The sequence below is a fragment of the Blastomonas sp. AAP25 genome, from assembly GCF_001295965.1.
Classification (GTDB): Bacteria; Pseudomonadota; Alphaproteobacteria; order Sphingomonadales; family Sphingomonadaceae; genus Blastomonas; species Blastomonas fulva.
The window spans coordinates 591,258-604,990 of sequence record NZ_LJHP01000005.1; the positions used below are offsets into that span (position 1 = coordinate 591,258).

The 13,733-nt window shown below is 66.8% G+C and carries 13 protein-coding genes and 1 tRNA gene; 9 read left to right on the plus strand and 5 right to left on the minus strand.

Going from position 1 to position 13,733, the window contains the following annotated elements:
* Positions 1-8: 8 nt before the first annotated feature.
* The 6 genes from IP68_RS07485 to IP68_RS07510 are packed head-to-tail and all read left to right on the plus strand — an operon-like array spanning position 9 to position 7,950.
* Entirely contained in the window at positions 9-1,247 is a 1,239-nt protein-coding gene (locus IP68_RS07485; RefSeq protein WP_054134303.1) for an XrtA/PEP-CTERM system-associated ATPase, read from the plus strand.
* Between the two features lie 54 nt (positions 1,248-1,301).
* On the plus strand, positions 1,302-2,192 hold the full coding sequence (locus IP68_RS07490; protein ID WP_082382190.1) for an XrtA system polysaccharide deacetylase: 891 nt from the start codon (positions 1,302-1,304) through the stop codon (positions 2,190-2,192).
* Positions 2,192-3,286 carry a FemAB family XrtA/PEP-CTERM system-associated protein gene (locus tag IP68_RS07495; RefSeq protein ID WP_054134304.1) on the plus strand — a complete coding sequence of 365 codons (1,095 nt, stop codon included), beginning with the start codon at positions 2,192-2,194 and terminating at the stop codon, positions 3,284-3,286. Before IP68_RS07490 ends, IP68_RS07495 begins: the two co-directional genes overlap by 1 nt.
* Before the next feature lies 1 nt (position 3,287).
* Positions 3,288-4,511 (plus strand): TIGR03087 family PEP-CTERM/XrtA system glycosyltransferase, encoded by a 1,224-nt coding sequence (locus IP68_RS07500; protein WP_054134305.1) that lies wholly within the window; start codon positions 3,288-3,290, stop codon positions 4,509-4,511.
* Between the two features lies 1 nt (position 4,512).
* On the plus strand, positions 4,513-6,057 hold the full coding sequence (gene xrtA / locus IP68_RS07505; RefSeq protein WP_054134306.1) for an exosortase A: 1,545 nt from the start codon (positions 4,513-4,515) through the stop codon (positions 6,055-6,057).
* Between the two features lie 3 nt (positions 6,058-6,060).
* The gene (locus tag IP68_RS07510) at positions 6,061-7,950 is read left to right on the plus strand and encodes an XrtA/PEP-CTERM system amidotransferase (protein WP_054134307.1); all 1,890 of its coding nucleotides are present in this window, start codon (positions 6,061-6,063) and stop codon (positions 7,948-7,950) included.
* A gap of 32 nt (positions 7,951-7,982) precedes the next feature.
* On the opposite strand, the gene truA is transcribed toward IP68_RS07510, so the two are convergent.
* Together truA and fmt are read right to left on the minus strand one after the other, a co-directional pair.
* Positions 7,983-8,723, minus strand: coding sequence for a tRNA pseudouridine(38-40) synthase TruA (truA, locus tag IP68_RS07515; protein ID WP_054134308.1), 741 nt, complete (start codon positions 8,721-8,723; stop codon positions 7,983-7,985).
* On the minus strand, positions 8,720-9,625 hold the full coding sequence (fmt, locus tag IP68_RS07520; RefSeq protein ID WP_054134309.1) for a methionyl-tRNA formyltransferase: 906 nt from the start codon (positions 9,623-9,625) through the stop codon (positions 8,720-8,722). The genes truA and fmt overlap by 4 nt, the downstream gene beginning before the upstream one ends.
* Positions 9,626-9,681: 56 nt before the next feature.
* Between fmt and recR the strand changes: the two genes are divergently transcribed.
* Positions 9,682-10,278, plus strand: a complete 597-nt coding sequence (gene recR / locus IP68_RS07525; protein WP_054134310.1) for a recombination mediator RecR — start codon at positions 9,682-9,684, stop codon at positions 10,276-10,278.
* 128 nt (positions 10,279-10,406) lie between these two features.
* On the opposite strand, the gene IP68_RS07530 is transcribed toward recR, so the two are convergent.
* Positions 10,407-11,312, minus strand: a complete 906-nt coding sequence (locus IP68_RS07530; protein WP_054134379.1) for a metal-dependent hydrolase — start codon at positions 11,310-11,312, stop codon at positions 10,407-10,409.
* 60 nt (positions 11,313-11,372) lie between these two features.
* Here IP68_RS07530 and IP68_RS07535 point away from each other — a divergent pair, with 60 nt between their 5' ends.
* Positions 11,373-11,969 (plus strand): TetR/AcrR family transcriptional regulator, encoded by a 597-nt coding sequence (locus IP68_RS07535; protein WP_054134311.1) that lies wholly within the window; start codon positions 11,373-11,375, stop codon positions 11,967-11,969.
* A 48-nt stretch (positions 11,970-12,017) separates the two neighbouring features.
* Here the strand turns inward: IP68_RS07535 and IP68_RS07540 are convergent, their stop codons facing one another.
* Entirely contained in the window at positions 12,018-12,965 is a 948-nt protein-coding gene (locus IP68_RS07540; protein ID WP_054134312.1) for a complex I NDUFA9 subunit family protein, read from the minus strand.
* Between the two features lie 226 nt (positions 12,966-13,191).
* Here IP68_RS07540 and IP68_RS07545 point away from each other — a divergent pair.
* Positions 13,192-13,278, plus strand: a tRNA-Leu gene (locus IP68_RS07545).
* Between the two features lie 153 nt (positions 13,279-13,431).
* Here the strand turns inward: IP68_RS07545 and IP68_RS07550 are convergent.
* A partial coding sequence (locus IP68_RS07550; RefSeq protein ID WP_054134313.1) for a dihydroxy-acid dehydratase occupies positions 13,432-13,733 on the minus strand: 302 nt, incomplete at its 5' end.

A 13,733-nucleotide genomic window follows, 5' to 3' on the forward strand; every position in this document is an offset into this window, starting at 1 on the left:
GCAAGCCCATGTACGAAACTCATTATGGCCTCACCGGACGGCCCTTTCAGCTGACCCCCGACCCGCGCTTCTATTTCGAGAGCGCGACGCACCGCAAGGCGATGTCGTACCTGGGCTATGGCCTGGCGCAGGGTGAGGGGTTCATCATCATCACCGGCGAGATCGGTGCGGGCAAGTCGACATTGGTCGCGCATCTGATGCAGACCGTGGACAAGGCGCGGCTGACCGCTGCCCAGATCGTCACCACCCAGCTCAAGGGCGATGATCTGCTGCACATGGTCGCCAGCAGCTTCGGCGTGCCGACCGCGGGGCTCGACAAGACCGGCACGCTGGGCGCGATCGAGCATTTCCTCCACACCGAGGCGCGCGCCGGACGCCGCTGCCTGCTGGTGGTCGATGAATCGCAGAACCTGCCGCTGCCCGCGCTCGAGGAGCTGCGGATGCTGTCGAACTTCCAGCTGGGCAGCCACCCGCTGCTGCAGATCTTCCTGCTCGGCCAGCCCGAGTTCCGCGCATCGGTGCAGGGCGCGCCCGGGCTGGAGCAGTTGCGCCAGCGGATCATCGCGACCCACCATCTGGGCGCGATGGATCTGTACGAGGTGCAGCCCTATATCGAACACCGGATGAAGCTGGTCGGCTGGCAGGGTCGCCCCGCCTTTGCCGAGGATCTGTGGGCAAGGCTGTTCGCTGAAACCGGCGGTATCCCGCGCAAGATCAACATGCTGATCAACCGCGTGCTGCTGATGGCGGCGGTGGACAACCGCGAAACGATCGATGCCGCGCTGGTCGAGGCCGTGGTCGCGGACCTTGCGGTCGATGCGATGACCGATGACGATTGGGACAACGAGGCCGCGCTCGCGAGCGCGGCTACCCATGCCGCGCATTCCGCATCGGTTGCGACGACCCCGCAAGCGCCTGTGGCCGCGATGGCCGCGCCCGTGATCCCCGAAGTCAGCAAGGCCGACTTCAACCAGTTCGTCGCCGAGGTCCGCGCCTTTGCCGGGCAGCAGGAAACCGAGCGCAAGTTCCTGGTCAATGAACTCCAGGCCGCGCTTGACCGGGTCCAGGCGCTGGAGGCAGCTCCCAAGACTGCGCCGGTCGATCTTGCACCGCTGCTCGCGCGCATCCATGCGCTTGAGGAACAGCAGGCCGAGCAGCAAAAGGCATTGCACCGCGTGCTCGCTTTGCTGGTAGGCTGGGTCGAGGACGAATCCGCCGGCATGTGGCCCAAGGGCCAGGCCGCCTGAAATCGTCGCCCGAAGTCTTGGGTCGTTACTGCCGTTTGCCAGGAGTCTAATACCGTGCGCGAAGCATCGCTGGGACCAGATCGCACCGATCCGCGCGCCATCGTCAACGGCCTGTCGGTCGATGTCGAAGAGTATTTCCAGGTCGGCGCGTTCGAGAACACGATTGCGTCCGGCGACTGGGACGGCATCGCCAGCCGGGTGGAATTCAACACCGGTGCGGTGCTCGATCTGTTCGCGCGCTGCGGGGTCAAGGCGACGTTCTTCACCCTGGGCTGGGTCGCGCATCGCCATCCCGGGCTGATCCGCCGGATCATCGCGGAGGGGCACGAGATCGCCAGCCACGGCTGGGATCACACCCGCGTTTTCACCATGACGCCCGACCAGTTTCGTGCCGATATCGATCGCGCACGCGCCGCTCTGGAAGACGCAGGTGGCGTGGCGATCCGCGGCTATCGCGCGCCGAGCTTCTCGATCGACCAGCGCACCCCCTGGGCGCACCCGATCCTGGCCGAGCAGGGCTATGCCTATTCGTCGAGTGTAGCGCCCATCGCGCATGACCATTATGGCTGGCGCGCCGCGCCGCGCTTTGCGTTTCACCCCGTGGAGGGATCGGACCTGATCGAACTGCCGGTGACCACGGTCGAGCTCGGCGAGCGTCGCTTTGGTGCAGGCGGTGGCGGGTTCTTCCGCATCCTGCCTTATGCGCTGTCCAAGTGGGCGCTGCGCCGGGTCAACGGCACCGATGGGCAGCCCGCGATCTTCTATTTCCATCCGTGGGAGGTCGATCCAGATCAGCCGCGCGTCGCCAATGCCCCGCTCAAGTCGCGGGTGCGGCACTATACCGGGCTGGGCGCGATGGCGGGCAAGCTCGAGCAGTTGACGCGCGATTTCCACTGGTGCCGGATCGACGAGATAGCGCTGCCGCTTGCGGCGGGGCGGTTGTGATGCTGCATTTCGTGCCCCCGACGTGCACTGCGCCCTCGGTGCGTCTGGCGAACCTCGCCGACCCGCAGGAGCGCGCGGGGCTGTCTACCTGGATCGATAGCCGCGAGGAGGCGACCGCGTTCCACCGGATCGCCTGGGGGGAGGCCGTGGCGCGCTCGACCGGCCATGATTTCCTGGCGCTGGTCGCAGAGGATGCCGCCGGATCGCTCACCGGCTATCTGCCGCTGCACGCGGTGCATTCTCCGCTGTTCGGGCGCGTGATGGTGTCGGCAGGCTTCTCGGTCGATGGCGGGATCCTCGCCAGCGATGGCGCCAGCGCGCAGGCGCTCGCCGATGCCGCCTGGCAGCTGGCCGAGCGCTACAGCGCCCCGACGCTCGAGCTGCGCGGCGGCTGGCTGCCTGACGATCCGGCCTGGACGATCAAGTCGAACGCGCACGCAGGCTTTGTCGCCGATCTGGTCGCCGATGGTCCGGATGCCGACCAGAAGCAGCTTGAATGGGTGCCGCGCAAGCAGCGCGCCGAGGTCCGCAAGGGGCTTGCCAATGATCTGGTGGTGCGCACCGGCACCGGCGCAATCGACCGCGAGCAGCATTATGCGGTCTATGCGACAAGCGTCCGCAACCTCGGCACCCCGGTGTTCCCGCGCGCGCTGTTCGAGGCGGTGCTCGATGGCTTGGGCGACGATGCCGACATCCTCACCGTGCTGCACGACGATATTCCGGTGGCGAGCGTGCTCAACCTCTATCATCGCGGCACCGTGATGCCCTTCTGGGGCGGCGGCGTCTGGGCGGCGCGCGGTCTTCGCGCCAACGACATCATGTATTATGCGCTGATGAACCACGCCCGGCGGCGTGGCTGCACCCGTTTCGATTTCGGCCGCTCCAAGGTCGGCAGCGGCGCGTTCGCGTTCAAGAAGAACTGGGGCTTCGAGCCTTCGCCCTTGAGCTATGCGATCCGCAACGCCGATGGCCAGCCGCCGCGCGACGTCAATCCGCTGAGCCCCAAATACCGGCTGCAGATCGCCTTGTGGCAGCGGCTGCCGTTGCCAATCGCCAACCGTCTGGGGCCGCTGATCGCGAACGGGCTTGGCTGAGATGGGCGAAACGCTCTTCCTTGCGCACCGCATTCCGTTTCCGCCAGACCGCGGCGACAAGATCCGTTCGTGCGCGATGCTGCGCGCGCTCGCCGCGCGTGGGCCCGTGCATGTCGCGACCTTTGGCGAGACCGATGCGGACATGGCCGCCGAGGTCGAGCTAGCCTGGACCGCGACCAGCCATGTGCTGGTGCGGCGGACCATTTCCAACCTGCGCGCGGGGCTCAATGCGCTTGCCGCCGGCAAGCCGGTGTCGCTGGTGGCGTTCGAAAGTGCCGAGATCGGCCACTTCGTCAGCCGCCTGATCGCCACGCGGCCGATCGACACGATCTTCGTCTTTTCGGGGCAGATGGCGCAGTTCATTCCGCCAAGCTTTGCGGGCCGCGTCGTCATGGATTTCGTCGACATGGATTCGGCCAAGTTCGCAGCCTATGCCGATGCTGCGCAGGGACCGATGAAGCTGGTGCACGCGCGCGAGGCGCGGCTCCTGGGTGCGTTCGAACAGACCGTGGCGCGCCGCGCCGATCTGTCGCTGTTTGTCAGCCCGGCAGAAGCGGCGCTGTTTCGCGAGACGCTGGGCGATCCCTCTGTCCGCGTCGAGGGGATCAGCAACGGCATCGATACCGTCGCTTATGATCCCGCCGGGGTCGCGCCCGCGCCTTATGCGCAGGACAACGGCCCGCACCTCGTGTTCACCGGGCAGATGGACTACGCGCCCAATGTCGATGCGGTGGTGCATTTTGCGCGCCAAGTGCTGCCGGCTGTTCGCGCCGAACACCCTGATGCATGCTTCCACATCGTCGGGCGCAATCCGGTCGCTGCGGTCCGCGCGCTTGCCAGCCTAGCGGGGGTGAACGTGGCCGGCGCGGTCGAGGACATCCGTCCCTGGATCGCCTCGGCCGATGTCGTGGTCGCGCCCTTGCGGATCGCGCGCGGGATACAGAACAAGGTGCTCGAGGCGATGGCGATGGCGCGCCCTGTGGTGGCGTCCGCCGCCGCCGCTGAGGGGATCATCGCCGAGGATGGCAAGCATTTCATGATCGCGCATGATGACGCCGCGATGGCCGCCGCCGTCAATGCCCTGGCCGCCGACCCGGCGAGGGGCACGGCGATGGGGCAGGCGGCGCGCGCGCACATGCTGCAATGCTACCAATGGGATGCGCAACTGGCGCCGCTCATGCGCTGGCTCGATGCGCCGGTCCCCGCGCTGCAGAGTGCAGCCTGACATGGCCAGCATCGCCGCCGATGCGGTCCCCGTCTCCCCGCAGCCGCTGAGCGCCGCCTGGCGCATGGCCCTGATCCGGCTGGGCGTGGCCTGGGCCGCGATCCTGCTGGTGTTCGCGCGCGACGCTGCGGATATGGTGATGATCTGGTGGGACAGCTCCACCTTCAACCACATCCTGCTCATCCCCTTCATCCTCGGCTGGCTGGTGATGCAGCGCGAAGACGAGCTCAAGCGCATCGCGCCCTCGGTCTGGGCACCCGGGCTGGTGGTAATGGCCGCCGCTGCCGGCGGCTGGGTGCTGGGCGAGGCGGCCGGGGTCGCGCTCGCGCGGCATCTGGCGCTGGTAATGTTCCTGCAGGGCAGCACGCTGGCGCTGCTCGGGCCGCAGGTGGCAAGGGCGCTTCTGTTCCCGCTGGGCTATGCCCTGTTCCTTGTGCCGGTGGGCGAGGAGCTGGTGCCGCGGCTGCAGGTGATCACCGCCGATATCTCGATGGCATTGCTCGGCATGACCGGCATTCCTGCGCATATCGAGGGCGTGTTCATCTCGACCCCCACCGCCTTGTTCCGTGTTGCCGAGGCGTGCTCGGGGGTGAAGTTCCTGATCGCGATGCTCGCTTATGGCGTGCTGGTTGCCAATGTCTGCTTCAAGAGCTGGCCGCGCCGGATCGGCATCATTGCGGTCGCGATCGTCGTTCCTGTGCTTGCCAATGGCGTGCGTGCGTTCGGGACGATCTATATCGCGCATCATCACGGGCTCGATTTTGCCGCCGGGTTCGATCACATCTTCTATGGCTGGGTGTTCTTCGCTTTGGTGCTTCTGCTGGTGATGGCGATCGGCTGGCGGTTCTTCGACCGGCAGGTCACCGATCCGTTCATCGAGCCGGCGCTGGCCGAACGGCTGGCAGTGCAATCGCGCAAGGCCGGCCCGCAGCCGCGCCCGGTGCTGATCGGCGCTGCGCTGCTGGTCGCAGCGCCGCTGGGCTGGGCGCTCGCCGGATTGCCCGCGCCGGCATCTCTCCCTGCGCGCGACACGCTGCCCGATATCGCTGGATGGCAGCGGCAAAGCTATGACCCGACCGCCGAATGGACTCCGCGCGCCGATGCCAGCAACCGCACGCTCATCGCCACTTTCGTCCGCGATGGCAGGCGGGTCGATGTGTTTGCCGCATTGTATGACGGCCAGTCCGAAGGCCGCGAGATCACCGGCTTCGGCCAGGGTGCGCTCGATCCCGATGGCACCTGGTCGTGGGTGGAGGCGGGGCCTGCGCTTGCCGATGGCCGCGCGGACATCATCACCGGACCGGGCCGGGTTGTGCGCGATGTCGCGACCTTCTACCGCGTCGGTGATGTACAGACCGGCAGCAACCTCGGTATCCGGCTCGAATCGCTCAAGGCGCGTCTGCTGCGCCGTAGCCAGAGCGCGATGATCCTGATCGTTTCGGCAGAGCGCAGCGGCAACGGGTCCGAGCGCGCGGCGATCGATGCGCTGCTCGCCGATGCCGGTGGCGCGCGCAAGCTTGCCGAAGCCGTGCTGGCGGAGCGCTGAGCCATGTGCGGGATTGCGGGCATCTTCCATCTCGAGACCGCCAAGCCGGTCGATCCGGCGCGCATCCGGCTGATGACCGATGCGATGCTGCACCGCGGCCCGGACGGCAATGGCTGCTGGACCGCGCCGGGCATCGGCCTCGGGCACCTTCGCCTCTCGATCATCGACCTTGCGGGCAGCGCGCAGCCGATGCTGAGCGAGGACGAAGCCGATGTGCTGACGTTCAATGGCGAGATCTACAATTTCCAGGAGGTCCGCGCCGAGCTTTCCGCGCTGGGCCACCGCTTCCGCACCTCAGGCGATACCGAGGTGATCCTGGGTGCGTGGCGACAATGGGGGGTGGGCTGTCTCGACCGGCTGAACGGCATGTTCGCCTTCGCGATCCACAACCAGCGCACCCAGAGGCTGTTCATCGCGCGCGATCGCCTGGGGGTGAAGCCGCTGCATTATGCGCCGCTCCCCGATGGCAGCGTGATCTTTGCTTCCGAGCTCAAGGGCCTGCTCGCGCACCCGGCGCTGCGCCGCGCGCCCGATGCGCAGGCGGTCGATGACTATCTCGCGTTCGGTTACGTCCCCGATCACCGCTGCTTTGTTGCAGGCGTGAAGAAGCTGCCCGCGGGCCATTATCTGATGCTCGAGCGCGGCAAGCTGCTGCCAGCCCCGGTGCAGTACTGGGATGTCGATTTCTCGTGCCGCGCGCGCGGCTCGGTCGCCGATCTCGAGGCCGAATTGATGCACCATATGCGCGAGGCGGTGGCCTCACGCATGGTCGCCGACGTACCCTTGGGCGCATTCCTGTCGGGCGGCGTCGACAGCTCGACTGTGGTCGCGCTGATGGCGGAACGCAGCACGCAGGCGGTGAAGACCTGCAGCATCGGCTTCGATGTCGCCGCGCTCGACGAGAGCGATTATGCGCGGCGGATCGCCGAGCGCTTTGCGACCGAGCACCGCAGCCGGACGGTTTCGCCCGACGACATCGGTATCATCGACCAGGTTGCAGCACAGTTCGACGAGCCCTTCGCCGATGCCTCGATGCTGCCCACCTTCCGCGTGTGCCAGCTGGCGCGCGAGAACGTCACCGTTGCGCTGTCGGGCGATGGCGCCGACGAGGCATTTGCCGGATATCGCCGCCATGTGTTTCACCATGGCGAAGAGCGGGTGCGCAACCTGTTGCCGCAATCCTTGCGCGGACCGGTGTTCGGTGCGCTGGGAGCGCTCTATCCCAAGGCCGACTGGGCGCCGCGGCCGCTGCGCGCCAAAGCGACGCTGCTGTCCTTGGCCCGGACCGGGGCGGAAGGCTATACCGATGCAGTCGGCGTCACCGGCTACGCACAGCGGCATGCGCTCTATTCGGACAGCCAGCGCAATGCGCTCGGCAGCTATCGCGGCGAGGATCACATGATCGCGCTGATGGAGGCTGCACCCGCGCGCACGGGCCTTGATGCTGCGCAATATGCCGACATGAAATTGTGGCTGCCCGGCGACATCCTGACCAAGGTCGACCGCACCAGCATGGCGGTCAGTCTCGAGGCGCGCGAGCCTCTGCTCGACTACCGGCTGATCGAGTTTGCCGCGACGTTGCCCGACGCGATGCGCGTGCGCGGCGGGCAGGGCAAGTGGTTGATGAAACGCGCGATGCGCGGCACGCTGCCCGATGACATCCTCTACCGCCCCAAGATGGGCTTCGTAAGCCCGATCGCGCAGTGGTTCCGCGGGCCGCTGGTAGAGCAGGCGCGCGCCATCGCGTCGGGCTCGGCGCTGGCGCGCAGCGGATGGTTCAACACCGCGCGACTGAGCGAGGTCGCCGAAGCGCATATCGCAGGCCGCAGCGACAATGCGCGGCTGCTGTGGCAATTGTGGATGCTCGACAAGGCGCTGGATCGGGTGTTCTAGTCTTTCCCCTCCTGCAAGCGGAAGGGGAAAGACTATGGATACACCGCCCCGGCAAAGTACAGTCCATCGGGCGGAGCATTGAACCCCAGCGCCGCACGGTCCCTGGCGTCCAACGCGGCCTTGAGGTCATCGGCGGACCATTTGCCGCGCCCCACCAGCACCAGGCAGCCGACCATCGAGCGCACCTGATGGTGCAGGAACGAGCGCGCGGCGGCGTGGATGTCGATCTCGTCGCCATCGCGCACCACGTCGAGCCGATCGAGCGTCTTGACCGGGCTCGCCGCCTGACAATGCACCGAACGAAACGTCGTGAAGTCGTGATGCCCGACCAGATGCTGCGCAGCATGATGCATTGCTGCAGCATCGAGCGGCGCCGAGACCTGCCACGCTCTGCCGCGCTCGAGGGTCAGCGGCGCGCGGCGGTTGGTGATGCGGTAGATGTACGACCGGCCCAGGCACGAGAAGCGCGCATGCCAGTCATCGGGCACGACCTCGCAGGCGAGCACCGCGATCGGCTCGGGGCGCAATTTGGCGTTCAGCGCTTCCATCAGCCGGAAGGGATCGATCGGCTTTTCGATATCGACATGTGCGCGCATCGCCAGCGCGTGGACGCCCGCGTCGGTCCGACCGGCAGCGTGCAGCGTCACCTGCTCGCCGGTGATGGCGTGCGCGGCATCCTCGACATGCTGCTGGATGCTGGGGCCATGCGGCTGCCGCTGCAGACCCATATAGGGCCCGCCGTCGAACTCGAGCGTCAGCGCGAAGCGGGTCATGCGATGACCTTGCCCGGCACAACGGCAAACCCACGCAGAAAGTCGTCGAGGGCCATCGCCGGACGGCCCGCGCGCTGGATGATCACCGGGCGGATCGCGCCATTGGCGCAGGCGATTGCGAGGCGGTCGTCTAGGATGCTGCCGGGCGCGGCTGTTCCTTCGACAACCTCCGCCGAATGCACCCGCACGCGTTCGCCGTTCAGCTCGAAGAATGCGCCCGGCATCGGATTGAACGCGCGCACCTGCCGCTCGACCTCGATGGCGCTGCGGGTGAAATCCAGCCGCGCCTCGGCCTTGTCGATCTTGGCGGCGTAGGTCACGCCCTCGTCGGGCTGAACTTGCGGAGGATAAGCGCCAAGGTCGCCGAGCACCTGCACCATCAGCCGCGCGCCGATCTGCGCGATCTCGCTGGTCAGCTCGCCCGCCGTCTTTCCGTCCACCGCAGTCTCGCCCTTGAGCAGCATCGGCCCGGTGTCGAGCCCGGCCTCCATCTGCATGATCGTGACGCCCGTTTGCCCATCGCCGGCGAGGATCGCGCGCTGCACCGGCGCGGCGCCGCGCCAGCGCGGCAGTAGCGAACCGTGCACGTTGAGGCAGCCGTGACGCGGCGCATCAAGCACCGCGCGCGGCAGGATCAGGCCATAGGCCGCGACCACGCAGGCATCGAGATCGAGCGCGGCGAACGCTCGCTTTTCGTCTTCGCCCTTGAGCGACACAGGGGTGCGCACTTCCAGCCCCAGCTGCTCGGCGCGTTGCTGGACAGGCGAGGGGGTAAGCTTCTTGCCGCGATTGGCGGGGCGCGGTGGCTGGCTGTAGACCGCGGCGATCTCGTGCCCGGCATCGACCAGCGCCTGCAGTGTCGGCACGGCGAAATCGGGGGTTCCCATAAAGGCGATGCGCATGAGGCTTGGTGACTTTTCTTTTGCAGGCGGTTCGCCTCGCCCCTAATGCTCAGGTCATGGCATCGCAAGAGATTGAGGATCTGGCAACCGCGCTGGCCCGGCTTCCCGGGCTGGGGCCGCGATCGGCGCGCCGCGCGGTGCTGTATCTGCTCAAGAAGCGCGAAACCGCGTTCACCCCGCTGGTGGATGCGATGGAGCGGGTGCGCGCCAACCTGTCGACCTGCGAGATCTGCGGCAATGTCGATACGCAGAACCCGTGCGGCATCTGCACCGATCCGCGCCGCGATCCACGCAGTCTGTGCGTGGTCGAGGAGGTCTCGGACCTGTGGGCGCTCGATCGCTCGCGGCTGTTCGTCGGGCGCTATCATGTGCTGGGCGGGCGTTTGTCGGCGCTCGACGGCATCGGCCCCGAGGATCTGGGGGTCGCCTCGCTGGTCGCGCGGGTTGCTGCTGGCGGGATCGACGAGGTCGTGCTGGCGATGAACGCCACGCTCGAGGGGCAGACCACCGCGCATTATCTCGCCGAGCGGCTCGAGGGCTATCCGGTACGGCTCACCCAGCTGGCGCAGGGCCTGCCGATGGGCGGTGAGCTCGATTATCTCGACGAGGGTACGCTGGCACAGGCGCTGCGGGCGAGGAAACCGATGGTCTAGGCTGGTGCCGCCACCCTGGCTCGTCATTCCCGCGAACGCGGGAATCCCGCTTTTTTCCGAACCGTGAGTACAGAAGCGGGTCCCCCGCCTTCGCGGGGGTGACGGCTATTCATAAGTGAGCGGGCGACTTACTCCGCCGGAACCAGCGTCGGGGCCTTGTCCATTACCGCGTCGCGATAGTCGCTTTCGGCGAGCTGGATCAGATAGCGGTCGTCGTGCTTCCACGGGTGGAAGCCGGGCAGAAAATAGCTGATCCAAGGCAGAATGATCTTGCGCGCCATGCCGGGGTTGCCAAAGGCATACCAGAACAATTGCGCCCATACCTTGGGGCCGGTCAGCCCGTCCTGCCGCAGCAGTTCGAGCATGCCGTGTGCGCGGTGGACCATGAAATTCTTGGTGACGATCAGCATCACCAGCGACTTGACCTTCCAGCGCTGCCAGCGGCTCCAGCCCCTGGTAGCAAAGTTCCAGGTGTCAAAGGCGACGCCCTTGTGCTCGATCTCTTCCATGGCGTGCCAGCGCCACAGATCGCGCGATTCGGCATCGGCGTTTTCGAGGTGCTTGGGGTTGGCGAGCAGCTGCTGCGCGATGATCGCGGTGAAATGCTCGAGCGCCATGGTCGAGGCGAGGTTGGCGATCTTGGGCTTGTCCTTGGTGAGCGCCAGCGCCTGATCGACATGGTCTTCCAGCGCGCGCACGTCATAGCCTGCATCCACCACGCGGCGGTTGAAGGCGACATGCTCGCGGGTGTGGTTGATCTCCTGCTTCACGAACGCGCGGATCTCGTTTGCCAGCCGCTCAGGCGTGCCTTCGCGGAATGCCTTCACGCTCTCGATGAAGAACGCCTCTCCCTTGGGGAAGGTGACCGACAGCGCGTTGTAGAACGCGGTGGCGACCGGGTCTCCGCCCAGCCACCAGCGGCGCTGCGCCGAATCGCGGCCGAAGCGGCGGTCACGGATGACCAGCTCCAGATCGGCGGGGGTGTGCTGGCGGTCCGGCGTTTGCGGAGTCGAAAAGGATTGCGGAGCGTTCATGGCGGGGTCCATAATGCTGGGGTGTTGCTTACAGTTTTGACAATAAGGTTACTTACATAGATGTCAATAGCGAAAAGACGGCTGAGTCCCGAGGAAAGCCGCTCCGCCGCTCTGGGTGCTGCTCGTGATCTGCTGATCGAAACCGGACCGCAGGCGGTGACGCTCAAGGCTGTGTCCGGGCGAATCGGGCGCACCCATGCCAATCTGCTCCACCATTTCGGCTCGGCGTCGGGGCTGCAGAAGGCGCTGGCGGAATATCTTGCGCAATCGATCTGCCAGACGATCGGCGCAGCGGTGGTCAAATTGCGCAGCGGCGAGGGCGCCACGCGCGAGATCGTCGATCTTGCGTTCGATGCGTTCGACCGCGAAGGGGCAGGGGCGCTGGCCTGCTGGATGCTGCTGTCGGGCAACGAGGACGCGCTCGACCCGATCGTCGAGGCGATCCACCAATTGGTCGATGAACTCGCCGAGCATGGGCCCGAGGGCCGCACGCTGCATGAGGATACGCTGGTGCTGTGCACCATGGCCTTGGGCGATTCGCTGATGGGCGCGCAGCTGGCAGGCGCGCTGGGGCTGGACCGCGATACCGCGCGGATGCAGGCCGAGCGTCAGCTCAGCGCCTCGCTGGCGCTGTGGCAGGCGGAACAACCCGCCTGACGCGGCGCGCAATCGGCGGGCGCCGGTGAGCAGCCCGCCGGAGCGGCCTCAGCCAACCTTGGGCTTGGTGCGCACGCCAAAGCGGCCGTGCTTGCGGAACCGGACCAGATAATCGCCGATCACCGCGGCCATCGGCGTGGGCGTGATGCCGAATGCCTCGAAGCCGCTCGCGCCGGCGGCCACGACATTATCGGTCTGCAACATTGCCCATTGGTCGCTGGTGATCGGCGCGCCCGGCAGCCAGCCCGTGAGCCCCGCCATCAGCCCGGAGAGCGAATCGGGCATCGCGATGAAGCTGCGATCGGCACCGATTTCCTTGGCGATGCGCTGGTTGAGGTCGGCCATGCTGATCGTCTCGGGGCCGCCCAGCTCGAACGTCTGCCCGCCAAAGCGCGCCGGATCGATCAGGCTCATCGCCACGGCCTCGGCGACGTCGTCGACATAGACCGGCTGGAATCTGGCCTTGCCGCCGATGATCGGCACCACCGGCAGCGATGCGATCAGCCCGGCAAAGCGGTTCACGAACTGGTCCTCGCGGCCGAACACGATCGAGGGGCGCAGGATGGTGGCGTTGGGGAAGGCGGCACGCACCGCGGCTTCGCCATCGGCCTTGCTGCGGCCATAACCGCTCTTGGAATTCGCATCGGCCCCGATCGCCGAGACGTGCACCAGCGATGCGCAGCCGGCAGCTGCCGCTGCCTGCGCGACATTGGCCGCACCGATATGGTGGAAGGCGTCGAAATCGCCCTTGAGGATCCCGACCAGGTTGATCACCGCATCGGCGCCGTGCACCGCGCGCGCCACCGTCTCGGGCTTGCGGATATCGGCGGCGACCAATTGGGTCTGGCCCAGATTGCCCAGCGGCTTCACATCCTGCGCGATGCGGATGTTGCGCTGGGCAATGCGCACGCGGGCGCCTGCTGCGGTGAGGCGCTGGGTGATGTGCCGTCCCAGAAATCCGCCGCCGCCAAAGATCGTGATCAGTGTGTCGCGCATGGTTCAAGTCCCGTGAGTTGCTCTGCGTGTCCGCAGCGTCGCCGGCAGGTGCCGCCGCGGCCAGTCTGTCCAGCACGCCTTTGCATCAGCCAACCGCCCGAGGCAACGGCCCAATTGCGCAAACCCGTCAACGCCTTGCTGCCTGTGGACAAATTCTTTTGGCCCAAATCGCACCAGCCTGTTGACGCCCGCAAACAGTCAGGCTAGTGGCCCGCTCCTACCCCGTGCCCAGATGGCGGAATTGGTAGACGCACCAGCTTCAGGTGCTGGCGCTCGCAAGGGCGTGGAGGTTCGAGTCCTCTTCTGGGCACCATTCACCCATTCGCTGAGCATCTCGCGAATGGGCCAAGCTCACCGAGATAGGACACCGCAGCTGAGGGGCGATCGCGCAAGCCCTGGCGTTTGCCGCGATTGGTGGGGTGCTGCCGGCATGGTGTCTCCCACCGGACTCCGCGGCGCGCCCGTGTCAGTGGTTGTGCCGCGGTGTCCTTTGCGATGTTCCGCGATATTTGATCGCCATTTCCAGCACGCCGCCATCGGCGAGCTGGCTGGTCTTTTCCCGGTACAGTTCTTCCCATGGCGTGTTGCTGGGCGGGATCGGCGGGGCAGGGAGGTGCTGCTTGCGCCGTGCGATCTCGGCTTCGTCGACCAGTGCGTCGCAGCGCCCGGTGTTGAGATCGATGCGGATGACGTCTCCCGTCTGTAGCCAGGCCAGCCCGCCGCCTGCCGCACTCTCGGGCGAGGCGTTGAGGATCGAGGGGCTGTCGG